Source organism: Micromonospora sp. WMMC250, from assembly GCF_027460215.1.
Lineage (GTDB): Bacteria > Actinomycetota > Actinomycetes > Mycobacteriales > Micromonosporaceae > Micromonospora > Micromonospora taraxaci.
This window is the reverse complement of record NZ_JAPZBJ010000002.1, coordinates 3,196,048-3,221,339: the sequence shown is the minus strand read 5'-3', so window position 1 is coordinate 3,221,339 and position 25,292 is coordinate 3,196,048. Positions and strand designations below refer to the sequence as shown.

The 25,292-nt window shown below is 71.6% G+C and carries 22 protein-coding genes; 13 read left to right on the top strand and 9 right to left on the bottom strand.

The genetic code is table 11. The annotated features are described in order from the left end of the window. Positions 1 to 6 precede the first annotated feature (6 nt). The 4 genes from O3438_RS14090 (at position 7) to O3438_RS14075 (ending at position 4,379) form a co-directional block, all read left to right on the top strand. The gene (locus tag O3438_RS14090; protein WP_269680405.1) at positions 7 to 978 is read left to right on the top strand and encodes a carbohydrate ABC transporter permease; all 972 of its coding nucleotides are present in this window, start codon (positions 7 to 9) and stop codon (positions 976 to 978) included. Positions 979 to 988: 10 nt separating this feature from the next. Next, a complete protein-coding gene (locus O3438_RS14085) occupies positions 989 to 1,831 on the top strand; it encodes a carbohydrate ABC transporter permease (RefSeq protein WP_269680404.1) in 843 nt (280 codons plus the stop codon). Beyond that, positions 1,828 to 3,249: a GH1 family beta-glucosidase gene (locus O3438_RS14080; RefSeq protein WP_269680403.1), complete on the top strand. Its 1,422-nt coding sequence runs from the start codon at positions 1,828 to 1,830 to the stop codon at positions 3,247 to 3,249. Before O3438_RS14085 ends, O3438_RS14080 begins: the two co-directional genes overlap by 4 nt. A gap of 83 nt (positions 3,250 to 3,332) precedes the next feature. Further along, entirely contained in the window at positions 3,333 to 4,379 is a 1,047-nt protein-coding gene (locus tag O3438_RS14075) for a LacI family DNA-binding transcriptional regulator (RefSeq protein WP_269680402.1), read from the top strand. A gap of 34 nt (positions 4,380 to 4,413) precedes the next feature. Here the strand turns inward: O3438_RS14075 and O3438_RS14070 are convergent, their stop codons facing one another. Both O3438_RS14070 and O3438_RS14065 read right to left on the bottom strand, forming a co-directional pair. Continuing rightward, positions 4,414 to 5,625, bottom strand: a complete 1,212-nt coding sequence (locus O3438_RS14070; protein ID WP_269680401.1) for an acyl-CoA dehydrogenase family protein — start codon at positions 5,623 to 5,625, stop codon at positions 4,414 to 4,416. Next, complete coding sequence (locus tag O3438_RS14065) at positions 5,625 to 6,704, bottom strand: phosphotransferase family protein (protein ID WP_269680400.1); 1,080 nt, start codon at positions 6,702 to 6,704, stop codon at positions 5,625 to 5,627. The genes O3438_RS14070 and O3438_RS14065 overlap by 1 nt, the downstream gene beginning before the upstream one ends. Before the next feature lie 201 nt (positions 6,705 to 6,905). Between O3438_RS14065 and O3438_RS14060 the strand changes: the two genes are divergently transcribed. The 3 genes from O3438_RS14060 to O3438_RS14050 all read left to right on the top strand — a co-directional run bounded on the left by O3438_RS14060 (position 6,906) and on the right by O3438_RS14050 (position 10,644). Then, positions 6,906 to 8,627 carry an alpha-keto acid decarboxylase family protein gene (locus O3438_RS14060; RefSeq protein WP_269680399.1) on the top strand — a complete coding sequence of 574 codons (1,722 nt, stop codon included), beginning with the start codon at positions 6,906 to 6,908 and terminating at the stop codon, positions 8,625 to 8,627. A 161-nt stretch (positions 8,628 to 8,788) separates the two neighbouring features. After that, a complete protein-coding gene (locus O3438_RS14055) occupies positions 8,789 to 9,490 on the top strand; it encodes an amino acid-binding protein (RefSeq protein WP_088990802.1) in 702 nt (233 codons plus the stop codon). 89 nt (positions 9,491 to 9,579) lie between these two features. After that, positions 9,580 to 10,644: a GNAT family N-acetyltransferase gene (locus O3438_RS14050; protein ID WP_269680398.1), complete on the top strand. Its 1,065-nt coding sequence runs from the start codon at positions 9,580 to 9,582 to the stop codon at positions 10,642 to 10,644. A 23-nt stretch (positions 10,645 to 10,667) separates the two neighbouring features. Here O3438_RS14050 and O3438_RS14045 read toward each other — a convergent pair whose 3' ends face one another. Continuing rightward, positions 10,668 to 12,233, bottom strand: coding sequence for an aldehyde dehydrogenase family protein (locus O3438_RS14045; RefSeq protein ID WP_269680397.1), 1,566 nt, complete (start codon positions 12,231 to 12,233; stop codon positions 10,668 to 10,670). Between the two features lie 347 nt (positions 12,234 to 12,580). Between O3438_RS14045 and O3438_RS14040 the strand changes: the two genes are divergently transcribed. Further along, positions 12,581 to 15,478 carry a glycoside hydrolase family 9 protein gene (locus tag O3438_RS14040; protein WP_269680396.1) on the top strand — a complete coding sequence of 966 codons (2,898 nt, stop codon included), beginning with the start codon at positions 12,581 to 12,583 and terminating at the stop codon, positions 15,476 to 15,478. 92 nt (positions 15,479 to 15,570) lie between these two features. On the opposite strand, the gene O3438_RS14035 is transcribed toward O3438_RS14040, so the two are convergent. Further along, positions 15,571 to 16,722: a DDE-type integrase/transposase/recombinase gene (locus tag O3438_RS14035; RefSeq protein ID WP_269678512.1), complete on the bottom strand. Its 1,152-nt coding sequence runs from the start codon at positions 16,720 to 16,722 to the stop codon at positions 15,571 to 15,573. A 201-nt stretch (positions 16,723 to 16,923) separates the two neighbouring features. On the opposite strand from O3438_RS14035, the gene O3438_RS14030 reads away from it, so the two are divergent. Beyond that, positions 16,924 to 17,451 carry a DUF488 domain-containing protein gene (locus tag O3438_RS14030; protein ID WP_269680395.1) on the top strand — a complete coding sequence of 176 codons (528 nt, stop codon included), beginning with the start codon at positions 16,924 to 16,926 and terminating at the stop codon, positions 17,449 to 17,451. A gap of 9 nt (positions 17,452 to 17,460) precedes the next feature. Here the strand turns inward: O3438_RS14030 and O3438_RS14025 are convergent, their stop codons facing one another. From O3438_RS14025 to bioB, 3 genes are read right to left on the bottom strand one after another with little or no spacing between them, the layout of a single operon-like run. Further along, on the bottom strand, positions 17,461 to 17,967 hold the full coding sequence (locus O3438_RS14025; RefSeq protein WP_269680394.1) for a GNAT family N-acetyltransferase: 507 nt from the start codon (positions 17,965 to 17,967) through the stop codon (positions 17,461 to 17,463). Positions 17,968 to 17,973: 6 nt separating this feature from the next. Beyond that, the gene (gene bsaP / locus O3438_RS14020; protein ID WP_269680393.1) at positions 17,974 to 18,165 is read right to left on the bottom strand and encodes a biotin synthase auxiliary protein BsaP; all 192 of its coding nucleotides are present in this window, start codon (positions 18,163 to 18,165) and stop codon (positions 17,974 to 17,976) included. 5 nt (positions 18,166 to 18,170) lie between these two features. Next, a complete protein-coding gene (bioB, locus tag O3438_RS14015) occupies positions 18,171 to 19,166 on the bottom strand; it encodes a biotin synthase BioB (RefSeq protein ID WP_269680392.1) in 996 nt (331 codons plus the stop codon). A gap of 153 nt (positions 19,167 to 19,319) precedes the next feature. Here bioB and O3438_RS14010 point away from each other — a divergent pair, with 153 nt between their 5' ends. From O3438_RS14010 to O3438_RS13995, 4 genes are read left to right on the top strand one after another with little or no spacing between them, the layout of a single operon-like run. After that, complete coding sequence (locus O3438_RS14010; RefSeq protein WP_269680391.1) at positions 19,320 to 20,456, top strand: 8-amino-7-oxononanoate synthase; 1,137 nt, start codon at positions 19,320 to 19,322, stop codon at positions 20,454 to 20,456. Continuing rightward, positions 20,453 to 21,178, top strand: coding sequence for a dethiobiotin synthase (gene bioD / locus O3438_RS14005; RefSeq protein WP_269680390.1), 726 nt, complete (start codon positions 20,453 to 20,455; stop codon positions 21,176 to 21,178). The genes O3438_RS14010 and bioD overlap by 4 nt, the downstream gene beginning before the upstream one ends. A 36-nt stretch (positions 21,179 to 21,214) precedes the next feature. Continuing rightward, the gene (locus tag O3438_RS14000) at positions 21,215 to 22,831 is read left to right on the top strand and encodes a sensor histidine kinase (protein WP_269680389.1); all 1,617 of its coding nucleotides are present in this window, start codon (positions 21,215 to 21,217) and stop codon (positions 22,829 to 22,831) included. Further along, positions 22,828 to 23,505: a response regulator gene (locus tag O3438_RS13995; RefSeq protein WP_269680388.1), complete on the top strand. Its 678-nt coding sequence runs from the start codon at positions 22,828 to 22,830 to the stop codon at positions 23,503 to 23,505. Before O3438_RS14000 ends, O3438_RS13995 begins: the two co-directional genes overlap by 4 nt. A gap of 36 nt (positions 23,506 to 23,541) precedes the next feature. Here the strand turns inward: O3438_RS13995 and O3438_RS13990 are convergent, their stop codons facing one another. Continuing rightward, entirely contained in the window at positions 23,542 to 24,312 is a 771-nt protein-coding gene (locus tag O3438_RS13990; RefSeq protein ID WP_269680387.1) for an ABC transporter permease subunit, read from the bottom strand. Beyond that, on the bottom strand, positions 24,309 to 25,241 hold the full coding sequence (locus tag O3438_RS13985; RefSeq protein ID WP_269680386.1) for an ABC transporter ATP-binding protein: 933 nt from the start codon (positions 25,239 to 25,241) through the stop codon (positions 24,309 to 24,311). Before O3438_RS13985 ends, O3438_RS13990 begins: the two co-directional genes overlap by 4 nt. Between the last annotated feature and the right edge of the window lie 51 nt (positions 25,242 to 25,292).

Genomic DNA, 25,292 nt, shown 5'->3' with positions numbered 1-25,292 from the left:
ATTCGTATGAGCCTGTCGGCCACGACGGCACCGCCGTCGCCAGCAGCACCGCCCCCTCGCGACGTCTCTTCCCGACGTAACCGGGGAAGGTTACTCAACCGTCTCGACGTCAAGTACTCGCCGTACCTCTACATCGCCCCGTTCTTCCTGATCTTCGGCGTGTTCGGGTTGTACCCGATGGTGCGTACCGCCTGGATGTCCCTGCACGACTGGGACATGATCGGCGACCACTCGTTCATCGGCTTCGACAACTACACCCGGCTGGTGTCCGACGAGTACTTCTGGAACGCGCTGGTCAACACGTTCGGCATCTTCGCCCTGTCGACCATTCCGCAGCTGTTGCTCGCCCTCTTCCTGGCGAACCTGCTCAACCGGACCTTCCTGCGTGCCAAGACCTTCTTCCGGATGGCCATCTTCGTGCCGAACGTGGTGTCGGTGGCCGCGGTCGCGATCGTCTTCGGGATGCTGTTCCAGCGGGAGTTCGGCCTCTTCAACTGGCTGCTCAGCCTCGTCGGTGTGGACGCGGTCGACTGGGACTCGCAGCGGTGGAGCTCCTGGTTCGCCATCTCCACGATGGTCAACTGGCGGTGGACCGGGTACAACACCCTGATCCTGCTCGCCGGGATGCAGGCGATCCCGAAGGACCTCTACGAGGCCGCGGAGATCGACGGCGCCAGCCCGTGGCGGCAGTTCTGGCAGATCACCCTGCCGATGCTCAAGCCCACCTTCATCTTCGTGGTCATCCTGTCCACGATCGGCGGCATGCAGCTCTTCACCGAGCCTCTGCTCTTCGGCAACGGCAACATCCTCGGCGGCGACCAGCGGGAGTTCCAGACGCTGGCCATGTACATGTACGAGATGGGCATCGAGAACCTGAACACCGCCGGCTATGGAGCCGCGGTCGCCTGGGCGATCTTCATGATCATCGTTCTGGTTTCGCTGTTCAACTTCCTACTCGTCCGCCGCTCGGCGAAGTGAGGAGCGAGCGATGACTTCGGCATCCCGGCGCCTGTGGCGCACCAGCCCACTGACCTACGTGGCGCTCGTCCTGGCGGCGCTGCTCTCGATCTACCCGTTCTACTACATGATCGTGATCGGCACCCGCAGCCTGGACAACATCAACGACGTGCCGCCACCGGTAACCCCCGGCGGAGCGTTCGGTGACAACTTCCAGCGGGTGCTCGACAACGACGCCGCCAACTTCTTCACCGGCATGATGAACTCGATCATCGTCTCCTCGGTGGTCACCATCTCGGTGGTGCTCACCGGTTCGCTGGCCGGGTTCGCCTTCGCCAAGCTGCGCTTCAAGGGCAGCAACGCCCTCCTGCTGGCGATCATCATCACCATGATGATCCCGACCCAGATGGGGCTCATCCCGCTCTGGGGCATGATGCAGGACCTCGGGTGGTACGACACCCTCTACGCGGTGACCGTGCCGTTCCTGGTCAGCGCCTTCGGCGTGTTCATGATGCGGCAGTACGCCAGCCAGGCGATCTCCGACGAGCTGATCGAGGCCGGTCGTGTCGACGGGGCCAGCACGTTCCGGATCTACTGGAACATCGTGCTGCCCGCGCTGCGCCCCGCCGCCGGCGTCCTCGGTCTGCTGACCTTCATGGAGACCTGGAACTCGTTCCTCTGGCCGTACGCCATCCTCACCCCGGAGAACCCGACCCTGCAGGTCTCGCTCTCCTTCCTCTCGTACGCCTACTACACCGACTACTCCCAGGTGTTCGCCGCCACGGCGATCGGCACCATTCCCCTGGTCATCGTGTTTCTCGTGTTCGGCCGCCAGATCATCGGCGGGATCATGGAAGGTGCCGTCAAGTCGTGAGCAACCCCGCCAGCCCGCCCGCCGTCGACGTCCTCGACGAGCGCACCGGGCTGACCTTCCCACCCGGATTCCTGTGGGGAGCCGCGACCGCGGCATACCAGATCGAGGGGGCGGCGGCCGAGGACGGCCGCACCCCGTCGATCTGGGACACCTTCAGCCACACCGACGGTCGCGTCGTCGCCGGGCACACCGGCGACGTCGCGTGCGACCACTACCACCGGCTCGGCGGCGACGTCGCGCTGATGGCCGAGCTGGGCCTCAAGTCGTATCGTTTCTCGGTTTCCTGGTCCCGGGTGCAGCCCGGCGGCGTCGGCGCGGCCAACCCGCAGGGGTTGGACTTCTACCGGCGCCTCGTCGACGAGTTGCTGGCCAACGGCATCGAGCCGTGGCTGACTCTTTACCACTGGGACCTGCCGCAGCCGCTGGAGGACGCCGGCGGCTGGCCGGCCCGGGACACCGCGGCCCGCTTCGCCGACTACACCACGCTGATGGCCGACGCGCTCGGTGACCGGGTGCGCTACTGGACCACGCTGAACGAGCCGTGGTGCTCGGCGTTCCTCGGCTACGGGTCCGGCGTGCACGCGCCGGGCCGCACCGACGGGGCGGACGCGGTTCGCGCCGGGCACCACCTGATGCTCGGTCACGGCCTGGCCGTGCAGGCGTTGCGGGCGGCCCGGCCGGGCGCCGAGGTGGGCGTGACGGTCAACCTCTACCCGGTCGACCCGGCCACCGACGCCCCCGCCGACGTGGACGCGGCGCGGCGCATCGACGGGTTGGCCAACCGGTTCTTCCTGGACCCGCTGCTGCGCGGGTCGTACCCGGAGGACCTGGTGGCCGACCTCGCCACGGTGACCGACTTCGACCACGTGCGGGACGGCGACCTGGCGACCATCTCCGCGCCGCTGGACCTGGTCGGGGTCAACTACTACAGCCGGCACGTCGTGGCCGCGGCGGTCGAGGGCGACCCGGTCGACCCGTCCCCGTCGTGCTGGCCGGGCAGCGAGGACGTCCGGTTCGTCACCCGGGGCGTCCCGGTCACCGACATGGGCTGGGAGATCGACGCACCGGGCCTGCGCGAGACCCTGAACCGGGTGCACGGCTACACCGACCTGCCGCTGTACGTCACCGAGAACGGCTCCGCGTTCGTCGACTCGGTGGTCGACGGGGAGGTCGACGACGTCGACCGGCTGGCCTACTTCGACGCGCACCTGCGCGCCGCGCACGAAGCGATCGACGACGGGGTGCCCCTGCGGGGATACTTCGCCTGGTCGTTGATGGATAATTTCGAGTGGGCCTGGGGTTACACCAAGCGGTTCGGCATGATCCACGTCGACTACGACAGCCAGGTTCGCATCCCCAAGTCCAGCGCCAAGTGGTACGCCTCGGTGATCCGGCGCAACGGTCTGGCCGCACAATAGGCTCGGGCCAGCCATCAGGACGGGTCCCGGCGTCCACCTCACGCAGGTGGCGCCGGGTCCGCCCGCCGTCGGAGGAGCACACCATGACAACGCAGCGCACCCGGTCGCTCGGGCGCCCGACCCTCGACGCGGTCGCGGCGCGTGCCGGCGTAGGCCGGGGCACGGTCTCCCGCGTCGTCAACGGCTCGCCCCAGGTCAGCCCGGAGGCCCGGGCCGCGGTCCAACAGGCCATCGCCGAGCTGGGGTACGTGCCGAACCGGGCCGCCCGTGCGCTCGTCACCCAACGCACCGACTCTGTCGCGCTGGTGGTGTCCGAGTCCGGCGAGCGGGTCTTCACCGAACCGTTCTTCGCCTCGATCGTGCGGGGGATCAGCTCCGGGCTGCTGGAGACGCCGATGCAGCTCTGGCTGGCCATGGCCCAGTCGCCGGTGGAGCGGGAGCGGGTCGAGCACCACCTGACCAACCAGCACGTCGACGGCGTACTGCTGCTCTCGCTGCACGACTCCGACCCGCTGCCGACGTTGCTGGAGGAGCGTGGCCTGCCCGCCGTGCTCGGTGGTCGGCCGGCCCGGATGTTGCAGCCGGGCGCACAACCGGCGTGGTTCGTCGACGTGGACAACGTTGGCGGGGCCCGGCAGGCGGTCGAGTACCTGACCGGGCTGGGGCGCCGGCGCATCGCCACCATCGCCGGACCGCAGGACATGGGTGCCGGCCTGGCCCGTCTGGCCGGCTACACCGAGGCGGTCAAGGCCACCGGGGTCGGGGTCAACCCGGACCTGATCGCGTACGGGGACTTCAGCGAGGGCAGCGGCACGGCCTGCATGCGCCGGCTGCTGGACGTCTGCCCGGACCTGGACGCGGTCTTCGTCGCGTCCGACCTGATGGCGTTCGGCGCGCTGCGTACCCTGCGCGAGGCCGGCCGGCGCGTGCCCGAGGACGTCGCGGTGATCGGCTTCGACGACGCGACGATCGCCCTCCAGTCGGACCCGCCGCTGACCACTGTCTTCCAGCCGGTGGAGGAGATGGGCCGACAGATGGCGCGTCTGCTGGTCGCCCGGATCCGCGGCGAGGAGCTACCCACCTCGCACATCCTCCTGGACACCCAACTGGTCCACCGAGCCTCCGCCTGACCACCCACCCCGGGCCCGGCCCGGGTGGGGGAGGTCAGGAGGCCCAGCGGCGGAGTTCGCGCTTGGCCAGGGAGCTGCGGTGGACCTCGTCGGGGCCGTCGGCCAGGCGCAGGGTTCGGGTCTGCGCCCAGAGGGCGGCCAGTGGGGTGTCCTGGCTGACGCCGGCGCCACCGTACCCCTGGATGGCTTTGTCGATCACCCACTCCGCCATCGCCGGGGTGCCGATCTTGATGGCCTGGATCTCGGTGTGTGCGCCCTTGTTGCCGACGGTGTCCATCAGCCAGGCCGTCTTGAGCACCAGCAACCGGGCCTGCTCGATGCGCACCCGCGACTCGGCGATCCACTCCCGGACGACGCCCTGCTCGGCCAGTGGTCGGCCGAACGCGACGCGCCCGAGCGCCCGCTTGCAGAGCAGCTCCAAGGCCCGCTCGGCCATTCCGATCAATCGCATGCAGTGGTGGATCCGACCCGGACCGAGTCGGGCCTGGGCGATGGCGAAGCCGGTGCCCTCGGCGCCGATCAGGTTCTCCGCCGGCACCCGGACGTCAACGAAGTCGATCTCGGCGTGCCCACCGTGGGAGCCGTCGGTGTAGCCGAAGACGGTCATGCCACGGCGGACGTGCACGCCGGGGGTGTCCCGGGGGACCAGCACCATGCTCTGCTGGCGGTGCCGGTCGGCGTCGGGATCGGTCTTGCCCATCACGATGAAGACCTCGCAGCGCGGGTCCATCGCGCCGGACGACCACCACTTGCGCCCGTTGATCACGTACTCGTCGCCGTCGCGGGTGATCCGGGTGGCGATGTTGGTGGCGTCGGAGGACGCGACGTCCGGCTCTGTCATGCAGAACGCGGAGCGGATCTCGCCCTCCAGCAGGGGCATGAGCCAACGCTGCCGCTGCGCGTCCGAGCCGAACTCGGCCAGCAGTTCCATGTTGCCGGTGTCCGGCGCCGCGCAGTTGACCGCCTCCGGCGCCAGGTGCGGGCTGCGCCCGGTCAGCTCGGCGAGCGGAGCGTACTGGAGGTTGGTCAGGCCGGCCCCATAGCGCGGGTCGGGTAGGAACAGGTTCCACAGACCGCGCTTGCGGGCCTCCGCCTTCAGCTCCGCCAACACCGGGGTACGCGACCACGGGTCGCCCGCGGCCACCTGCTCGGCGTGCACGGCCTCGGCCGGGTAGACGTGCTCGGTCAGGAACCGGGTCAGCTCGTCGCGCAGCTCTTCGGTCCGGCTGTCGTATGAGAAGTCCATCACCGCTCCCTGGCGGCGGTCAGCCCGTGCGTGACCAGCGGTGCCACCATCTCGCCGATCCGGTCGAAGCCCTCGCCGAGCGTCTGCCCGAGCGTGTGCCGGTAGTGGATGCCCTCGCAGATGACAGCGAGCTTGAAACAGCCCAGCGCCACGTGCCAGTGCAGTGGCCCGACGTCCACGTCGCTGCGCCCGGCGTACCTGTCGATCAGCTCGGCGCCGGTGGGGAAGCCGGCGCGCGGGCCGAGCCCGTCGGCCACCGGGTTGCCCGCCGCGGTGTCGCTGTCGCCCAGCACGTCCCAGTACGTCAACAGGAGCCCGAGGTCGGCGAGCGGGTCGCCGAGGGTCGCCATCTCCCAGTCGAGCACCGCGTGCACGGCCACCGGGTCGGCCGAGGCGAGGAGGTTGTCCAGCCGGTAGTCGCCGTGCACGATCCGGCCGGCGTTCGCGCCCTCCGGGGCGGTCGCGGCGAGCAGGTCACGCAGCTCGTCGATGCCGGGCAACGGGCGGCTACGCGAACGGTCGAGCTGCCCGGCCCAGCGGCGGACCTGCCGGGCCAGGTAGCCCTCCGGGCGGCCGAAGTCGCTCAGCCCGACACGTGACGGTTCGACGCTGTGCAGCGCGGCGAGGGTGTCCATCATCGCCATGGCGAGGGCGCGACGGCGCTCGTCGCCCAGCGGGTCGGTCTGCGCACGGGTGCGGAACACCTCGCCGGGCATCCGCTCCATCAGGTAGAACGGCGCCCCGATCACCTCCGGGTCGGTGCAGAGCAGCAGCGCGCCCGGGACCGGCACCTCGGTGGGGGCCAGCGCCGAGATGACCCGGAACTCGCGGGCCATGTCGTGGGCGGTCGCCAGCACGTGCCCCAGTGGGGGACGGCGCAGCACGACCTCGCGGTCGCCGACGCGCAGCAGGTAGGTGAGGTTGGACTTGCCGCCCGCGATCAGGTGCGCTCGCGGCGGGCCGACGGCCAGCTCGGGGCGGTGCTCCGCGAGGTAGTCGCGGAGGCGGTCCAGGGTCAGCCCGGCGGGGGAGGTGGGAACGGCCTCCGGCCGCGACGCATCGACGGCCGGATCGCTCATCCGACTAGTTGATGGCAGCCCGTTCACGTTGTCAAGGTCAGATTGGTGGGAGGCGTCGGGAGTGCTTCGGCCGTACGGGAGCGGCGCCGCCGCCGGTTCAGCCGGCATCACGGACAATAGCCTTCCTTCCGACAATTGCCCGGATATCGTCTTGAGGACGGATCGCTGGTTCGGTATCCGGAGCGACGGGGGTCAATCGCGGTGAAGGCGAGCAAGGGTACGACAACGGTCGGCGAGCTGTTGCTCAGCCGGCTCTACGACCTCGGAGTGCGCCACGTCTTCGGGTTGCCGGGGGACTACAACATGGACTTCCTCGATCAGATCGAGGCGTTCGACGGGATCGAGTGGGTCGGTAGCTGCAACGAGCTCAACGCCGGCTACAGCGCCGACGGATACGCCCGCCTCGCGGGCGTGGCGGCGATCCTCACCACGTTCGGTCCCGGTGAGCTGTCGGCGGTCAACGCGCTGGCCGGGGCCATGGCGGAGTCGGTACCCATCGTCTCGATCGTCGGCGGTCCGACCGAGGAGATCATGCGGCAGCACACCTCCATGCACCACTCGCTCGCCGACGGCGACTTCGACCACTGGGTACGGGTGGCCCGCGAGGTGACAGTCGCCCAAACCTCGCTGACCGCGCAGAACGCTCTGGCGGAGGTCGACCGGGTGCTCACCGAGTGCTGGTCGCAGCAGCGTCCGGTCTACATCCGGATTCCCGGCGACGTCGCCCACGCCGAGGTCGCCGGCCCGGGGAGACGGTTCACCCGGCCCGAGCCGGTGGTGGCGCCCGGGCAGCTCGACGCCTTCGCCGCAGCCGCCCGGCGCCTGCTCGCCGGTGCCGAGCGGCCGGCCCTGCTGGTGGGGAACCTGCCGATCCGCTTCAACCTCGGCACGGCCGTCACCGCCATGGCCGCCGACCGGAACTGGCCGGTCGCCGCGCAGTCGCTGGGACGGGGACTGCTCGACGAGTCCGACCCCCACTACGTGGGCATCTACAACGGCGGCGACAGTCCCCATGAGGTTGGCGAGGTGGTCGAGGGCGCGGACGCGCTGGTCTGCGTGGGCACCACGTTCTTCGACTGGGACGGCCTGTTCACCGCCGACCTGAAGGTGGACCGGGTGATCAGCCTGCACCGGGACGCCGCCGTCGTCGCCGGCACCCGCTTCGCCCCGGTCGCGTTGCCGGCGGCGCTGAGGTGCCTGCACGAGATCGCCCCGAACCGCACGACGGAATGGTCACGCGCGCCGCTGCTGGCGGGTGACCCGCCCGTACTCGACCCGTCGAACACCGAACCGATCCGGCAGGCACGGCTCTGGCCGGCGATCCAGAGCATGCTGCGCGAGGGAGACATCTTCGTCCCGGAAACCGGCACCCCGTCGTTCGGCGCGGCGACGATGCGGCTGCCCGCCGGGGTCACCGTTGTGGAGCCGCCCATCTGGGGCTCGATCGGCTACGCCACCCCGGCCGCCTTCGGCGCTGCGGTGGCGGCACCGGATCGGCGGACGGTGCTGATCACCGGCGACGGATCACTGCAACTGACCGTGCAGGAGATCAGCCGGATGCTCGCCACGAACCAACGCCCGATCATCGTCGTCGTCAACAACGGCGGCTACACCGTCGAACGGGCAGTCGACGGACGGCACCAGCCGTACAACGACATCGACAACTGGCGGTACACAGAACTCCCCGCAGTCTTCGCCCGGGACAAGACCTTCACCGCCCACGTCGCCCGGACCGAAGGCGAGCTGGCCGCCATCCTGGCCGGCATCGACGGACCGCCGGCCCAGCTGACCCTCATCGAGGTGGAGACCGACCGGCTGGACCTGCCCGCCGGAATGCCCCAGTGGGGTCGGGAGACGTCCGCGGCGGATTACCACGCACAGCTCGCCTCCACACCGGTCCTGCCCCTGGGCGGGCTGCCCTGAGCGTCGGCGTCCGCTTTCTCACCTGCCGAAACCACGCGGTCACCGACCGGTGAATTTCCGCTCGGGACATGCCCCTGCAACAGGGACGAAATGGTCATCCACCAGGCTGGGACCAGCCTGCCGGCCGCGTCTGGGCCGGCCCGCCGAGCGGAGGGACAGACATGTTGCTGCGAGTTCGGGTCACCCTGCCGGACCGTCCGGGCACGCTCGGGCAGGTCGCCCGCACGCTGGGCGTCTCCGGCGCGGACATCGTCCAGGTGGTGGTCCTCGAACGTCTCGGCGGGCGCGCGGTGGACGACTTCACAGTGGTCTGGCCGGGCGCGGCCCGGGTGGAGCGGCTGCTGGCCGGCCTGGCGGCGATTCCGGGGGTGCGGGTGGACGGTGTGTGGCGGGCGATCGGCGCGCCCACCACCACCGGTCAGGACGCGGAGCTGCTGGCCCAGGTCGCGGCCAACCCGGCGGACGGGCTCGCCACCCTCGTCGACGCGGTGCCCGGGCTGCTGGCAGCCGACTGGGCCGTCGCCGCCGTGGTGCCCGTCGACTGGGCCTCGCGGACCGGAGGCGGCGGGGCGACAGTGGGGCACGCGAGCTGGCGTACCCCGGTGCCGTTGCGGTTGCCGGAGGTGACCCCGCTGCGCGGGCGGTCGATGACCACGCCCGACGGCACCCACCACGCGATCGCGCCGTTCGGCCGGGCGGGCCTGGTGCTGGTCGTGGCCCGCGAACGCACCGAGACCCTCTCCGCCGCCGCGTTCCACAGCACCGAGGTCGACCGGCTCACCCAGCTCGTCCGGGCCAGCACGGTGATCCTCGGTGACCGGCTCGACCTGGTCGGCGCGCCCCCGGTGGTCGCCGGCCCCTGAACGGGCCGAGGAGTTCCCGGCTCGACACCGCCGAGCAACCGGGCGGCAACAGGCGGGGGTGAGGCTCTTACCGGGGAAGGGAGCCAACCATGACGTTGTGGCGGATCCGAGCGACAGTGGACGACCGGCCGGGTTACCTGTCGGTGCTCACGGCCAGCCTCGCGCTGCGCGGGGTCAACATCCTCACCGTGCAGGTGCAGCCCACCGAACAGGGCGCGGTGGACGACTTCCTGGTCGACGCGCCGGACGCACTCGACGAGGCCGAGCTGGTCGCCGCCGTCGAGCGGGGCCGGGGCCGGGACTGCTGGGTGGCGCGCAGCGAGGCGCGTGGGCTGGCCGACCAGCCCACCCGGGTCCTCGGGCTGGCCAACCGGCTGGTGCGTGACCCGGACGCGACCGGCGAGGCGCTGCGGGCGCTGCTCGGCGCCGACTCGGTCAGCTGGCGACCGGCGTCGGTCGGCGTCGACCGGGGGGTCGCCGGCGCGAGCATGGCGTTGGCGGACCCGGCGGGCGGCTCGTTCGCGCTGCGCCGGGCCGCGCCCGCGTTCACCCCGGCGGAGTACGCCCGGGCGCAGGCCCTGGTCGAGCTGGCCGCCACGGTGGTCCGTCGGGCCGCCGAGCAGGTCACTCTTGTGCTGCCCGACGGTGCCGAGGTGGCCGTGCGCCCGGCCTGCGCCGACGACCTGCCCGGCGTACGGGAGCTGCACGAGTTGTGTTCACCACGCAGCCGGCACCGGCGATACCTGGGTGGTGCGGCGTTGCCGCGGCCGGATCGGCTGCGTCGGTTGCTGGAGCCGAGTCGAGGGCTGACAGTGGTCGCGGTGGCCACCGGCTCGGACGGTGCGGCCGAGTCGGTGGTCGCCATGGCGAGCCTGCTCGGCGAGGGTGACGAGGCCGAGGCGGCGTTGCTGGTGCGTGACGACTGGCAGCGGCGTGGGCTCGGTACGGCGTTGCTGCGCCGGTTGGTCAAGCACGCCGACGAGGCCGGGTACGCGGCGCTGGTGCTGCACGTCCAGGCCGAGAACACCCCGATGCTGCGTACCCTGCGCCGGTTGGGCCGGCCCGACTCGACCGAGCGCGACGGCCCGTTGCTCACGGTGACCGTGCCGCTCAGCCCGCAGAGGAAGGGCTCCCTGCTGACGCCGAGGGGGTAGCAGGGGCCCTTCCGCGCCTCGCGTCAGGTGGCGGGGTAGCTGCTGTAGTCGGGGAAGTTGCCGTAGAGCCGACCGCTGCCGCCGACGGTGACGGCCTGGACGAGGAGGTCGCCGCCGACGAACGCGCCCTTCCAGGAGGCGCCCCGACCGCCGAACGGTTCGTCCCGGTCACCGCGTGAGCGCGGCTTGTTGATGCCCACCTTGAAGGCCTGCAGGTCCACGGCGAGCTTGCCGGCCTCCTCGGTGTCGTCGCAGGCCAGCGACGCGACCAGCGCGCCGTTGGAGGCGTTCATGGCGGCCAGCAGTTCGTCGGTGGTGTCCACCACGACGATCGTGTCGACCGGCCCGAACGGCTCGGCGTGCATCAACCGGGACCGGCCGGGCGGGGCGAGCAGCACCGACGGTGCCACGTACGCCGAGGTGTCCTGCCCGGGCAGGAACGGTGCGCCGGTGAGCTTGCCCCGGTGCAGGGGCACCGCGCCGCCGCGTACCGCCTCGTCGACCTTGCGGTGCAGCTCGTCGGCCTTGGCCGCGCTGATCAGTGGCCCGAAGTCCAGCTCGGGCAGCGGGTCGCCGGCCGCCCAGTCGTCGCCGACGGCGAGCGGGTGGCCGAATCGGACCGAGCGGACGACCGGCAGGTACATGTCGAGGAACTCGTCGACGAGGTCGCGCTGCACGACGAAGCGGGGGTACGCGGTGCAGCGCTGCTTGCCGTACTCGAAGCCCTTCCTGAGGTGGGCGGCGAGGACGTCCCACTGGGAGAAGTTCCAGATGCCCCAGGCGTTGAGGCCCTCCTGCTCGATGAAGTGCCGCTTGTCGCTGTCGAGCAGCGCGGCGGCGACCTTGCCGCCGTTGGAGCGGCCGCCGACGAAGGCGACGGCACCGATCTCGGGCGCCCGGACCAGCACCTCGGACAGTTCCTCGCCACCGCCGCTGACGAGGGTGGCCGGCAGACCGGCGCGGCGCAGCAACGCGTGCGCGACGGTCAGACAGACCGCGCCGCCCTGGGACGGGGTCTTGGCGATGACGGCGTTGCCGGCCAGCAGCTGCACCAGCTCGGCGTGCACCAGGACGCTCATCGGGTAGTTCCACGACGCGATGTTGCTGACCGGGCCGGGCAGCGGCTCGCGGCCGTCGGCGAGCATCCTGTCGATCTCGCCCGCGTACCAGCGGACGCCGTCGAGCGCCCGGTCCACATCGGCGCAGGCCAGCCGCCAGGGCTTGCCGATCTCCCAGACCAGCAGCATGGCGAGCAGGTCACGGTGGGCGGTGAGTGATTCCAGCGCCTCGCCGACGCGGGCCTTACGGTCGGCGAGTGGGGTCAGTGCCCACTCCCGGTGTGCGGCGGCGGCGTGGGTGACCGCGGCGCGGGCGGTGTCGGCGTCGAGTCGGGGCAGGTTGATGAGGACGGTGTTGTCCACCGGGGTACGGACCGGCGCGGGCTGGCCGTCCGCCCGCCATTCGCCCTCGATCAGGTTGTGCAGAGTGGTGACACCGTCCACCTCGGCGCCGAACGCCTCCGGTGTGGCGGCCATCGCGCGGGCCAGAACCTCGGACCAGGCGGTGCCGTCGGCGAGTCGTAATGCCATCGCTTCTCCTCAGGGTCGACCGGGAACGGCGGCGTCGATGGCACCGCTGATGGTCGTACTGTCTCGCGCGAAGTAGCAGGTCGGCAACGGTGTGTCCCCTTTTCTGGGGTCGCCGCCCCGGGTGCCTGGGGGAGTCCGAGAGCGCCTCGTGAACCGTGGGGGTGGGCTGGTCCACGTGCTGGCTCTTCCCAACGTCGCAGCCGACGGCTAGATTGACGCTCATCTGTGGGAGCGCTCCCGAGGGGCGCGTCCCGGCTCCACCACCACCGCCGCCGGGCACCCGAAGAAACCCGAAGCCGTCCCGCCTCGGTCGGGCTGCCTGGCGGCGCCACCGACAGGAGTCCGCGATGTCCTACCCGGAACGGATCCGCCGGCGGTCTGCTGTGCAGCCGGTGCGAGACCAGCCCTGGCCGCGGCGGCTACTGGCCGCCGGGGTGGCCCTGCTCACCGGTCTGTCCCTCGTGGTCACCGGGCCGATGTCGTCGCCGGTCTCGGCCGCGCCGGCGACCTACAACTACGCCGAGGCGTTGCAGAAGTCGCTGCTCTTCTACGAGGCGCAGCAGTCCGGCCGGTTGCCGGACTGGAACCGGGTCTCCTGGCGCGGCGACAGCGCGCTCACCGACGGCGCCGGCGCGGGCCTGGATCTCACCGGCGGCTGGTACGACGCCGGTGACCACGTCAAGTTCGGCTTCCCGATGGCGTTCAGCGCGACCATGCTCGCCTGGGGCGCGGTGGAGTACCGCAGCGGCTACGCCTCCTCGGGACAACTGCCGCACCTGCTGAACAACCTGCGCTTCGTCAACGACTACTTCATCAAGGCGCACCCGTCGGCCAACGTCCTCTACGGGCAGGTCGGCAAGGGCGACGACGACCACAAGTGGTGGGGTCCGGCCGAGGTGATGCCGATGGCGCGGCCCGCGTACAAGATCGATGCGAGCTGTGGCGGCGCGGACCTGGCAGGGGAGACGGCGGCGGCGATGGCCGCCTCGTCGATGGTGTTCCGACCCACCGACGCGACCTACGCGGACAAGCTGCTCACCCACGCCAAGCAGCTCTACACGTTCGCCGACACGGTACGGAAGTCGTACCACGAGTGCATCACCGACGCGACGAGCTTCTACCGGTCGTGGAGCGGCTGGCAGGACGAGCTGGTGTGGGCCGCGATCTGGCTGCACCGGGCCACCGGCGAGGCCAGCTACCTGGCCAAGGCCGAGAGTGAGTACGACAAGCTCGGCACCGAGAACCAGACCACCACCCGCTCCTACAAGTGGACGATCGCCTGGGACAACAAGCAGTTCGGCGCGTACGTGCTGCTGGCCAACCTGACCGGCAAGCAGAAGTACGTCGATGACGCCAACCGGTGGCTGGACTACTGGACCGTCGGCGTCAACGGGCAACGGGTTCCCTACTCGCCGGGCGGGATGGCGGTGCTCGACTCCTGGGGCGCGCTGCGCTACGCCGCCAACACCTCGTTCGCCGCGCTGGTCTACAGCGACAAGACCACCGACGCGACCCGCAAGGCGCGCTACCACGACTTCGCCGTCCGGCAGATCAACTATGCGCTCGGCGACAACCCGCGCAACTCCAGCTACGTGATCGGGTTCGGGGCCAACCCACCGAAGAACCCGCACCACCGCACCGCGCACGGCTCCTGGTGGGACAGCCAGACCGTGCCCGTGGAGACCCGGCACACCCTGTACGGCGCGCTGGTCGGCGGCCCGTCGTCGGCCAACGACGCGTACAGCGACAGCCGGTCGGACTACGTGATGAACGAGGTCGCCACCGACTACAACGCCGGCTTCACCTCCGCGCTGGTCCGGCTGACCTCCGAGTACGGGGGCACGCCGCTGGCGAACTTCCCGGTCGCCGAGACGCCGGACATCGACGAGCTGACCGTGGAGACCACCGTGGCGCAGGCCGAGCCGCGGGCCACCGGCCTGAAGGTGATGGTCTACAACAAGTCGGCGTTCCCGGCCCGGGCGCTGACCGACGGGAAGTTCCGGTACTACTTCCGGCCCGACGGCACGGGCCCGGTGCAGGTGACAGCCGGCTACACCCAGGGCTGCCCGTCCCCGACCACCGCCAAGCAGTACAGCGGTGACATCTGGTACGTCGAGGTCGACTGCACCGGCTACGCCATCGCCCCGGCCGGCCAGTCGCAGCACCGGATGGAGGTGCAGTTCAAGGTCGGCGTCCCGGAGGGCGGCACCTGGGACCCGACGAACGACCCGTCGTACCAGGCCACCGCCGGGCCGAACCGGAAGGTCCCGCTGTACTCCGGCACCACCCGCGTCTGGGGCGAGGAGCCGGGTCCGGTCGTGCCGGACACCACAGCGCCGACCGTCCCCGGCACCCCGGTGGCGTCCGCCCTCGGACCCCGCACCGTCACCCTGACCTGGGCGCCGTCGACCGACAGCGGCGGCAGCGGCCTGGCCGGCTACGACGTCCGCGAGGTCCAGGTCAACAGCGACACGGTTCTGGTCCGGCCGGTCACCGGCACGACGTTGACCATCACGACGCTGCTGCCAGCGACGTCGTACGAGTTCACCGTCGTGGCCCGCGACGGCGCCGGCAACACGTCGGCCGCCTCGCCGAAGCTCACCGTGACCACGCCGCCGGCCGGCACCGCCGACACCACGGCGCCGACCACGCCCGGCACGCCTGTCGCGTCGGCCGTCACCGCCACCGGGCTCACCCTGGCCTGGACCCCGTCGACCGACAACGTGGGCGTCACCGGCTACCGGGTCTACCGCGAGGCCGGCGCCACCGACGTGCTGGTCGGCTCGCCGACCGGCACCACCCAGGCGGTGTCCGGGCTGACCGCCTCCACGGCGTACCAGTTCTACGTGGTGGCCGTGGACGCGGCCGGCAACAACTCGGCGGCGTCCGCGCCGGTCGCGGTGACCACCGCGGCCCCGCCGGTCGGTGGCACCTGCTCGGTGGGGTACGCCACGACCGACTGGAACACCGGCTTCACCGCCAACGTGACGATCACCAACACCGGCACCACGGCGATCAACGGCTGGACTCTGCGGTTCAGCTTCACCGGCGGGCAGACCGTCAGTCAGGGCTGGTCGGCGGCGGTCAGCCAGAGCGGCGCGGCGGTCACCGCCACGAACCTGTCCTACAACGGCACGCTCGCGCCCGGGGCGTCGGTGAGCTTCGGCTTCAACGGCGCGCACAGCGGCACCAACCCGAAACCGACGGCCTTCACAGTGAACAACACCACCTGCGCCGTCGTCTGAGTCACCGGTTCCACGAGGTCTTGGACAGTTGCCGTTCGCGCTGGACTGTCATGTCCCGGGAGGTGTGTCAATGGCATGTCCCGGGAGGTGTGTCATGGGGTGGGGGTGAGTCGGGTGTACTTGCTGTCGCTGGTGGTGGTGTGGCCGATGGGGGTGCCGTCGGGGGCGTAGACGGTGATGTGGTGGTGGTCGCGGATGGCGGTGAGGGTGTGGCCGCGCCAGGCGCAGCCGATGCCGATGCGAGCGTGAGCAACGCGGATGGTGCCGGTGTCGGAGACGCGGGGTCGGTGGATGGTGGCGTCGGTTTGGATGGGTAGGGCTTGAGGGCTGCCGTGGTGTGTGGCGGTGTGCCAGGTGTGGTGGGGGGTTGCCCGGGCGGGTAGGGCGCTGTGGCGGCGGTGGTTGTAGTAGTCGCGGTAGGTGTTGAGTAGGTGTTGCAGCTGCGTCAGGGTGCGGGGTTGGTGGGGTTGAGCGGCGAGCCATTTTTTGAGGGTCTGGTGGTGGCGTTCGACCTTCCCGCAGGTCTGTGGGTGGTAAGGGCTGGAGTGGATCAGGCGGGTGCCGTGGTGGTGCAGGGTTTGGGCGAAGCGTGATGGTCCGGCGTTGTCGTGCCGGTGTCGGCTGGTGAATGCCGCTCCGTTGTCGGACAGGACGATCGCGGGTGCGCCGTGGTCAGTGACCGCCTGGTTGATGGCGGTGATAGCGGCGGTAGCGGTTTCGGCGAGGGCGGCGTGGCAGGCCACCAGCATGCGGGTGCAGTCGTCCAGGACGTCGAACACCGCGACGAGACGGCCGTTGGCGAGCGCGACCATCGTCGCGTCGATCTGGTAGCAGTCGCGGGGGCGGGCGTAGGCGAACCGGCGCCAGGAACACCGCGGCTTCTTGGCCGGATTGCGCTGCAGCAGGTCGTGGCGGGACAGCACCCGGTTGATCGTGGACCGTGACGGCACCGACCAGCCAGGACGGATCTCGGCGTGCACGCGCATCAGTTCGTCATGGATGTGGTCCGCGCCGTTGTCGACGCCCAACTCGGCGCGCAGCTTGCAGATCCAGGCATCCAACTCCGGCGGCGTCTGGCCCGGGCTGTGATGCGGCCGGCTCGATCGAGGCCGCCACACACCCTCGGCCTCGACCCGTGCCCGATGTCGGTAGAACGTACGCGGATTAACCCCGTTCTCCCGGCACCACTGCTGAACATTACCGATCTTCACCCCTGCCGCCAGCAGGGCATCCAACGCGCTCATGACCTGACGCCGAGTCGCCATGCCCAGCAATCAAACCGCCCTACACACCCCCACCCAACCCGCTGATCTTGTGACACGCCTACCGGGACATGAACTGCGACAGAGGTCATGGGACTGAAGAGTTCGCGCTGGACGGTAACTGTCCAAGATCTCGCCGGCGTCCGGGGATAACCTCCCGGTATTGCGGGCAAAGGCAAACCCGTGGGGGAGTTGCTGACCGTCGGGCACGGCACAGCCGACCGGGTGCGGCTGGGTGAGCTGCTGACCGCCGGCGGGGTGGCTCTGCTGGTCGATGTCCGGCGCTACCCGGCCAGTCGCACCAACCCCGACGTCCGCCGCGAGGAACTCGAACGGTGGCTACCCGAGTACGGGATCGACTACCGCTGGGAGCCACGCCTCGGCGGACGCCGGCACGTCCCGGCCGGAGAACCCGAGCCGGACACCTGGTGGAAGGTCGAGGCGTTCCGGGCGTACGCCGCGTACACCCGTACGTCGGAGTTCGACACGGCGCTGACCGAGGTGCTGGCCGACGCGGCAGCGCGGACCACAGCTGTCCTGTGCAGCGAGAGCCTGTGGTGGCGCTGCCACCGCCGGCTCATCGCCGACGTCGCGGCACTCGGTCGCGGAACACCTGTGGCGCACCTCATGCCGGACGGGCGGCTCAGCCCCCACCAGCCCGCCGAGGGCGCCCGCCGACTGCCCGACGGGCACCTGTGCTGGGACGGTTGACCCGCCCGCTCACTCCACCAGGTCGTCGGCGAGCAGATCCATCAGCAGACCGTCGTGCCACCGCCCGTCCTCGCCGCGCTCGTAGCGGCGCAGCACCCCCACCGGACGGAAACCCACCTTGGCGTACGCGCGGATCGCGGCGCTGTTCGCCGCCGCCGGGTCGATGGTGAAACGGTGATGGCCGTACTCGTCGATGAGGTGCCGGGCCAGGGTGCGGATCGCGTCCACACCCAGACCGGCGCCGCGCACCGCCGGGTCGAGGAAGACATCCAGGCTGGCGTGGCGGTAGTCCGGGTCGGCCTCGGCGTACCACTGGATCGCGCCGACCACCCGGCCGTCGTGCTCGATCGCGTACACGTGCAGGTCGTCGTCGCCGAGGTCGGCGCGGACGGCACCGGTCAGGTCGTCGCTGCCGCGCCACCACCGGCGCACCTCCGGGTCGGCGCGGATCGCCGCGAGGGCCTGCACGTCTGCTGCCGTCGCCGGTCGCAGGGTCACCGCCCGCCCGTGCAACATCGGCCGTCAGCCCCGCACTTCGCCGTGCTCGACGCAGATCGCCGACCAGCCCACCGGCAGCACCTGCACCTTCATCCGACGCCGGCACCGGGGGCAGAACCGGGGCGGCTCCAGCTGACGGGCCGTGGCGCAGGCCGGGTGGGCGGCGGCCGTCGCCGGCTCACCGCACCTGTCACACCACAGCCCGGTCGTCGTCATCGTCGTCACAGGGTGGCGGAGAGGGCCTTGACCGGCATCTTCAGCTCGTCCAGCAACTCCAGGTCGGCGGTCGCCGGTCGACCCAACGTGGTCAGGTAGTTGCCGACGATCACCGCGTTGATGCCACCGAGCAGACCGTCGCGGGTGCCCAGGTCACCGAGGGTGATCTCCCGGCCGCCCGCGTACCGCAGGATGGTGCGCGGCATGGCCAGCCGGAACGCGGCGATGGCCCGCAGCGCGTCCTTGCCCTCCACCACCGGCCGGTCACCGAGCGGGGTGCCCGGACGCGGGTTGAGGAAGTTGAGCGGCACCTCGTGCGGGTTGAGTTCGGCGAGCTGCGCGGCGAACTCGGCCCGCTGCTCGACGGTCTCGCCGAGGCCGAGGATCCCGCCGCAGCACACCTCCATGCCGGAGTCGCGGACCATCCGCAGCGTCTCCCAGCGCTCCTCCCAGGAGTGCGTGGTGACCACGTTCGGGAAGTAAGAGCGGCAGGTCTCCAGGTTGTGGTTGTAGCGGTGCACACCCATGTCGACCAGGTCGTCGACCTGCTCCTTGGTGAGCATGCCCAGCGACGCGGCGACCTGGATGTCGACAGCCGCCTTGATGGCGGCGACGCCCTCGCGCATCTGCTTCATCAGCCGGGCGTCCGGACCGCGGACCGCCGCGACGATGCAGAACTCGGTCGCCCCGGTCGCTGCGGTCTGCTTCGCCGCCTCGACCAGCGACGGGATGTCCAGCCACACCGAGCGCACCGGGGAGGTGAACAGGCCGGACTGCGAACAGAAGTGGCAGTCCTCCGGGCAGCCGCCGGTCTTCAGCGAGACGATCCCCTCGACCTCGACCTCCGGACCGCACCAGCGCATCCGCACGTCGTGAGCGAGTTGCAGGGCGGCGGGAAGGTGCTCGTCGGGCAGGTTCAACACGGCGAGGATGCCGGCCTGGTCGAGGCCGACACCGTCACCGAGGACCTGGGTCCGGGCCTGGTCGAGGATCTCTGGCATGGCTCGTACCCTACAAGGCGGCCCGACCGGCCGGAATGACCTGGCAGCCCCTATACCTGCCGGCGAGTGGGATCGGTCGGACGTCGGCGGCGGGTGGTAATTTCGCCCGGCGGGTGTCGGGCTGACCGGCACGGACGGCGGTGAAGGGGTGACGTGGCGGACTGGCTGGCGGCGCTCGACCGCCGCGCGGATCTGCGGGCGAAGGCTGGGCTGACCCGGCGACTGCAACCGCGTCCCGCCGCCGACGGGATGACCGACCTGGCCGGCAACGACTACCTCGGCCTGGCCACCCACCCGGAGGTCACCGCCGCGGCCGCGGCGGCGCTGTCGGCGTACGGGCTGGGGGCGACCGGGTCGCGCCTGGTGCGGGGTTCCACCGAGGCGCACGAGGCGTTGGAGACCGAGCTGGCGCAGTGGCTGGGCACCGACCGCGCTCTGGTGTTCTCCTCCGGCTACCTGGCAAACCTGGGTGCGCTGCGGGCGCTCGTCCAACCTCGGACGCTGCTCGTCTCGGACGCGCACAACCACGCGTCCCTGATCGACGGCTGCCGGATCTCCGGTGCGGAGACGGTGGTCACCCCGCACGCCGACGTGGACGCGGTGGCCGCGGCGCTCGCCGCCGCTCCGGGACGCCCGGCGGTGGTGGTGACGGAGTCGGTGTTCTCCGTCGACGGTGATCTCGCCCCGCTGACCCGGCTGCACGCTGTGGCCCGCCGTCACGGCGCGCTGCTGCTGGTCGACGACGCGCACGCGCTGGGTGTGACAGGTCCGGCCGGCGCCGGTGGGGTGGCGGCGGCGAAGCTGGCCGGTGAGCCGGACGTGGTGGTCACCGCCACCCTGTCCAAGGCGCTCGGCGGCGCGGGTGGCGTGGTGGCCGGCCCGGCGGAGTTCGTCCGGCACCTGGTCGAGACGGGGCGTACGTTCATCTTCGACACGGCCCTGCCCCCGGCGGTCGCCGCCGGTGTGCACGCGGCGCTGCGGCTGACCCGGGTCGGCGACGACCTGCGCGTGGAGCTGGCCGACCGGGTGGCGTTGGCGGTCGGTCGACTGCGGTCGGCGGGGTTGACCGTCTCCGCGCCGGACGCGGCGGTGGTCTCGGTGACGGCTCCCGGCCCGGAGGCGGCGACCGCCTGGGCCGCCGACTGCCGGGACCAGGGTGTGGCGGTGGGGTGCTTCCGGCCGCCGTCCACCCCGGACAGCCGATCCCGCCTGCGACTCACGGTCAGCGCCGGGGTGCCGCGCGCGGCGTTCGAGCGGGCCCTGGACGTCATCGTGGAGTGTGCCCCATGACCGGGTGGGAGGGGCCGGTCCTGGTCACCGGGACCGACACCGAAGTCGGCAAGACGGTGGTGACGGCGACGATCGCGGCTGCCGCGCAGGCCGCCGGGTTGCGGGTGGCGGTCGTCAAACCGGGGCAGACCGGTACGGCGAGCGGTGAGCCGGGCGACGTGGACGCGGTCAACCGGCTGGCGGCCCCACTGACCGGGCGGACCCTGGCCAGTTATCCCGATCCGCTGGCTCCGTTGGCTGCCGCCCGGGTCGCCGATCTGCCGCCGTTGGAGCTGTACACGGCGGTGGACGCGGTGCGGGACGAGGTCGACAAGCACGACCTGGTGCTGGTCGAGGGCGCGGGTGGGCTGCTGGTGCCGATGGGGCTGCGTCCGTCGGGGGAGCCGTGGACGATGGCCGACCTGGCGGTGTCGCTGGGCGCGCCGGCGGTGGTGGTCGCCCGCGCCGGGTTGGGCACGCTCAATCACACGGCCCTGACCCTGGAGGCGCTGGACCGGCGCGCCGTGCCGGCGGGTGTGGTGATCGGCGCCTGGCCGGCGCGGCCGGAGTTGGTGCACTGGACGAATCTGACGGATCTGGTGCCGAACCTGCTCGGCGCGGTGCCCGACGGCGCCGGTGCGATGGACCCGGGGGTGTTCCGGCGGTCCGCCCCGGGTTGGCTCACCCCGGCGCTGCACGGTGTGCTCGACGACTGGCGGGTGTGGGCCGAGGAGAGCGGCTGAACACCTGACTTTCGTCGGTGTCCGCGCAGGTCGGGCGTGGGTAGCCTGACCGCCGTGCGGATCCTCGACTCCTCGTCGCCGGGCCGGCTGGACCGGTGGCGTCGCCTGCTGTCGGACGTGCTGCTCTGGGCGGTGGTCGCCGCTCCGGTCGGGTACGCCGGCTTCAGCCCGCCCTACGCGCCGTACGCGGTGCCGCTGGTCGTCGGCAAGTTGGTGGTGCTCGGCGCGGCGGTGGTGGCGAGTCGACGGCAGCCGTTGCTCGCCCCCGTGCTGGTGGTGCTGGGGTCGGTGGTCGACGGCAACTTCGCGTTCGCGATTCCGGTCTTCAGCTACCTTGCCGGGCGGCGCACCGCGTCGGTGGGTCCGGCGGCTGGTGTCTTCGTGTTGATCGTGGGCGGCGGCACGGCGCTCAACCTGGGGCTGCTCGGCACCGGCGCGGCCACCTGGTTCCTGCTCGCCTCGGTGTTGCTCTTCGCCGCGGTGTTCCCCTGGTTGGTCGGCCGGTACCGGCGTCAGCAGCAGGAGTTGGCGGACGCCGGTCGGCGGCACGTGGAGGCGTCGACCCGCGAGCAGCGCGGTGCCGCCGAGCGGATCCGGCTCCGCGAGCGGGCCCGGATCGCCGGGGAGATGCACGATTCGCTCGGTCACGACCTCAGCCTGATCGCGTTGCGTGCCGCCGCCCTGGAGGTGGCCGCCGACCTCGACGACCGGCACCGGGCGGCGGCGGGGGAGTTGCGGGCCAGTGTCTCCGCCGCCACGGAGCGCCTGCACGAGATCATCGGGGTGCTCCGTGAGGAGGGGGGCGCGTCGGTGCGGCCGAGCGGGGAGACCGTCGCCGAGCTGGTCGAGGGTGCCCGGGAGGCCGGCATGGCGGTACGGATGGAGGCGATCCCGACGGTCGCGGAGCTACCGGCGATGACCGGTCACGCCGCCCACCGGATCGTGCGGGAGGCGTTGACCAACGCCGCCCGGTACGCGCCCGGCGCTCCGGTCCAGGTGTCGGTGACCCGCGCGGGTGACCGGGTGGACGTGGCCGTCGTCAACGACGCTCCGCCGGCGGGGCCGTTGCCCGCTCCGCCGTCGCAGGGCAGCGGGTTGCTCGCCCTCGCCGAGCGGGTCCGTCTCGCCGGTGGAACGCTGCACGCGGGTCCCCGTACCGGCGGTGGTTTCGCGGTGCGGGCGGCGTTGCCGGCCACCGGGCCGGTGGAGAGCGCGGCTGGCACGGGCCCGGCGGGACCGTCCGACCCGGCGCTGTCCGACCCGGCGCTGTCCGGCGCGGTGGGGGAGCCCGGCCCGTCGGAGCGGCCGGTGGACGCGGAGCGACGGCTGCACGACGCCCGCCGACGGGTGCGGCGCAGTCTGCTGGTGGCTCTGCTGGCACCGGTCGGGTTCGCCCTGGTGCTCTCGCTCGTCTACTACCCGGTGGCGACGGCGGGCACGGTGCTGGACCGGGCCACCTTCGAGCAGATGCGCCTCGGTACGGCCCGTTCGGAGCTGGCCGGCCTGCCCCGCCGGCCGTTGGAACGCCCGACGACCGCCGACCGGGACGGCTGCGAGTACTACACCGACGGCAACTTCCCCCTGGCACAGCCGACCTGGCGGCTCTGTTTCACCGACGGCCGGTTGGCCAGCAAGGAGTGGATCGCGCAGTGAACAGCGACACGGCCGGCGCGCAGCGGGTCCGGGTGGTCCTGGCCGACGACGAGGCGATGATCCGCGCCGGTGTCCGGGCCATCCTCGCCACCGATCCCGGTATCGAGGTGGTCGCCGAGGCCGGCGACGGGCACGAGGCGGTGGAGCTGGTCCGTGCGCACCGACCTCGGGTCGCGTTGTTGGACATCCGGATGCCCCGGTTGGACGGTCTGGCGGCGGCCGCCGAGATCCGTCGGGTCGTGCCGGAGACCGCGACGGTCATGCTGACCACGTTCGGCGAGGACGACCACGTGGCGCGGGCGCTCGGGCACGGCGCGAGCGGCTTCCTGCTCAAGGCCGGCGACCCGCGTGAGTTGATTGCCGGGGTGCGCGCGGTCGCGGACGGTGGCGCGTACCTGTCGCCGACCGTGGCCCGCCGGGTGATCGAGCTGGGCGCCGGGCGGTTGGCCCGCCGACCCGTGGCGCGGGACCGTACCGCCGGGTTGACCGAGCGGGAACGGGAGGTGCTGGCCCTCGTGGGGGCCGGGTTGTCCAACGCCGAGATCGCCCGTCGGCTGCACCTGGTGGAGGGCACCGTGAAGAGCTACCTGACCAGCATCTTCACCCGGTTGGACGTGCGCAACCGGGTGCAGGCGGCGATCCTCGCGTACGAGGCGGGGTTGGTCGACGGCTGAGCGAGGGCCGGGGCAGCCCTCGCTCAGCCGCCGTCGTCACGCGTCGCGACGACGCAGGGCGACCCGACCCAGCAGGAGCGCGGCGCCCGCCCACCCGGCGAGCAGGAGCAACCCGACCAGCCGTGGGTACGGAGCGGCGTCGCCGGACATGAAGTGACCGCCGGCCACACCGGGGAACGCGTCGGCGATCCGGGTCAGCACGTCGATGTCCGGCTCCTGGAGGGACAACGGCACGATCATCAGGGTCGCCAGGAGCACGGTGATCGTCAGGACCGCGCTCCGCAGCGCGGCGCCGAGGCCCAACGCGAGCACACCGATCAACGCCAGGTAGACCGCCACCGCCACGATGTCGCCGATCGTGTCGGCGGCCGGGGCGCTTCCCCACTCGCCGAGCACCGGCCGGGCGACCAGGGCGCCGACGAGGCCGAGCAGCAGACCGAGGGCGAAGGTGACAGCTCCGGCGACCACTGCCTTGCCCAGCAGGACGCGACCACGCGACGGGGTGCACTGCAACGTGCTCCGGATGGTGCCGCTGGTGAACTCGGAGGTGATCGCCAGCAGGCCGAGCGCCAGCACCACGTACTGGGTCATCTCGACCGAGTCGATCAGCACGCTGCCGACGGTGACGACACCGGCGTTGTCGGCCGGATCGTCGTTGGTGTTGCCGTTGGCGACGTAGATGGCCAGTTGACCGGCGCCGGCGGCCGTCACCAGCAGCCCGGCCAGAGCCGTCCACCAGGTGCTCCGCACCGAGGAGAGCTTGGTCCACTCGGCGGCCACGACGCCACCACGGGTACTGGTGCTCATTGCGCGCCACCTCCGGTCGGTCCGCCCGCGTACTCGACGCTGTCGGCGGTGAGTTCCATGAACGCCTCTTCCAGTGACGCGCCGTGTGGGCTCAGCTCGTGCAGTCGTACCCCCAGGTCGTGGGCCAGGTCGCCGACCTGGTCCACTGTCGCGCCGGTGACGGTCAGCTCGTTGCGGTCGGCGGCCGTGACTGTCGCGCCGGCGGCGGTGAGGCGTGCGGCGAGGGCGGCCAGGCCGTCCGGGTGCGGGCTGCGGACCCGGACCGCGACGGCGCTGCCGGCGATCACCTCGTCGGTCGGCGCGTCGGCGAGCAGCCGTCCCCGACCGATCACCACGAGCTGGTCGGCGGTGAGCTGCATCTCGCTCATCAGGTGGCTGGAGACGAAGACCGTCCGTCCCTCGTCCGCCAGCGAACGCATCAGGTGACGTACCCAGCGCACCCCGTCCGGGTCCAGGCCGTTCACCGGCTCGTCGAACATCAGCACCGGTGGGTCGCCGAGCAGCGCGCCGGCGATGCCGAGCCGCTGGCCCATGCCGAGGGATAGGGTTCGCCCCGGTTTCCGGGCGGCCCGCCCGTCCAGGCCGACGGTGTCCAGCACCTCGTCCACCCGGCGGGTGGGGATGCCGTTGCTGCGGGCCATGGCCAGCAGGTGCGCCCGGCCGGATCGGGTCGGGTGGATGGCCCGTGCGTCGAGCAGTGCCCCCACCTCGTGCAGCGGGCGGCGCAACTCCCGGTACGCGCGCCCGCCCACCAGGGCCTGCCCGGCGGTGGGGCGGTCCAGCCCGAGGATCATCCGCATGGTGGTGGACTTGCCGGCGCCGTTGGGGCCGAGGAACCCGGTGACGCGACCGGGCGCGATGTCGACTGTCAACGCGTCGACAGCGACTGTCGCGCCGAAGCGTTTCGTCAACCCACGTAATGTGATCATGCGTTGACGCTAGGCGAGCGGCGGGCTGTCGCACCGCGCCCGAACGGCACC

Bases quoted from the DNA above. Each gene is read 5' to 3' on its own strand.
- O3438_RS13985 (WP_269680386.1), bottom strand. From the start codon at position 25,241: ATGATCACATTACGTGGGTTGACGAAACGCTTCGGCGCGACAGTCGCT.
- O3438_RS14025 (WP_269680394.1), bottom strand. From the start codon at position 17,967: ATGTTGCACGGGCGGGCGGTGACCCTGCGACCGGCGACGGCAGCAGAC.
- bioD (WP_269680390.1), top strand. From the start codon at position 20,453: ATGACCGGGTGGGAGGGGCCGGTCCTGGTCACCGGGACCGACACCGAA.
- O3438_RS14070 (WP_269680401.1), bottom strand. From the start codon at position 5,625: ATGGACTTCTCATACGACAGCCGGACCGAAGAGCTGCGCGACGAGCTG.
- O3438_RS14035 (WP_269678512.1), bottom strand. From the start codon at position 16,722: ATGAGCGCGTTGGATGCCCTGCTGGCGGCAGGGGTGAAGATCGGTAAT.
- O3438_RS14065 (WP_269680400.1), bottom strand. From the start codon at position 6,704: ATGAGCGATCCGGCCGTCGATGCGTCGCGGCCGGAGGCCGTTCCCACC.
- O3438_RS14045 (WP_269680397.1), bottom strand. From the start codon at position 12,233: ATGGCATTACGACTCGCCGACGGCACCGCCTGGTCCGAGGTTCTGGCC.
- bsaP (WP_269680393.1), bottom strand. From the start codon at position 18,165: ATGACGACGACCGGGCTGTGGTGTGACAGGTGCGGTGAGCCGGCGACG.
- O3438_RS14090 (WP_269680405.1), top strand. From the start codon at position 7: ATGAGCCTGTCGGCCACGACGGCACCGCCGTCGCCAGCAGCACCGCCC.
- O3438_RS14050 (WP_269680398.1), top strand. From the start codon at position 9,580: ATGACGTTGTGGCGGATCCGAGCGACAGTGGACGACCGGCCGGGTTAC.
- bioB (WP_269680392.1), bottom strand. From the start codon at position 19,166: ATGCCAGAGATCCTCGACCAGGCCCGGACCCAGGTCCTCGGTGACGGT.
- O3438_RS14075 (WP_269680402.1), top strand. From the start codon at position 3,333: ATGACAACGCAGCGCACCCGGTCGCTCGGGCGCCCGACCCTCGACGCG.
- O3438_RS14055 (WP_088990802.1), top strand. From the start codon at position 8,789: ATGTTGCTGCGAGTTCGGGTCACCCTGCCGGACCGTCCGGGCACGCTC.
- O3438_RS14085 (WP_269680404.1), top strand. From the start codon at position 989: ATGACTTCGGCATCCCGGCGCCTGTGGCGCACCAGCCCACTGACCTAC.
- O3438_RS14040 (WP_269680396.1), top strand. From the start codon at position 12,581: ATGTCCTACCCGGAACGGATCCGCCGGCGGTCTGCTGTGCAGCCGGTG.
- O3438_RS13990 (WP_269680387.1), bottom strand. From the start codon at position 24,312: ATGAGCACCAGTACCCGTGGTGGCGTCGTGGCCGCCGAGTGGACCAAG.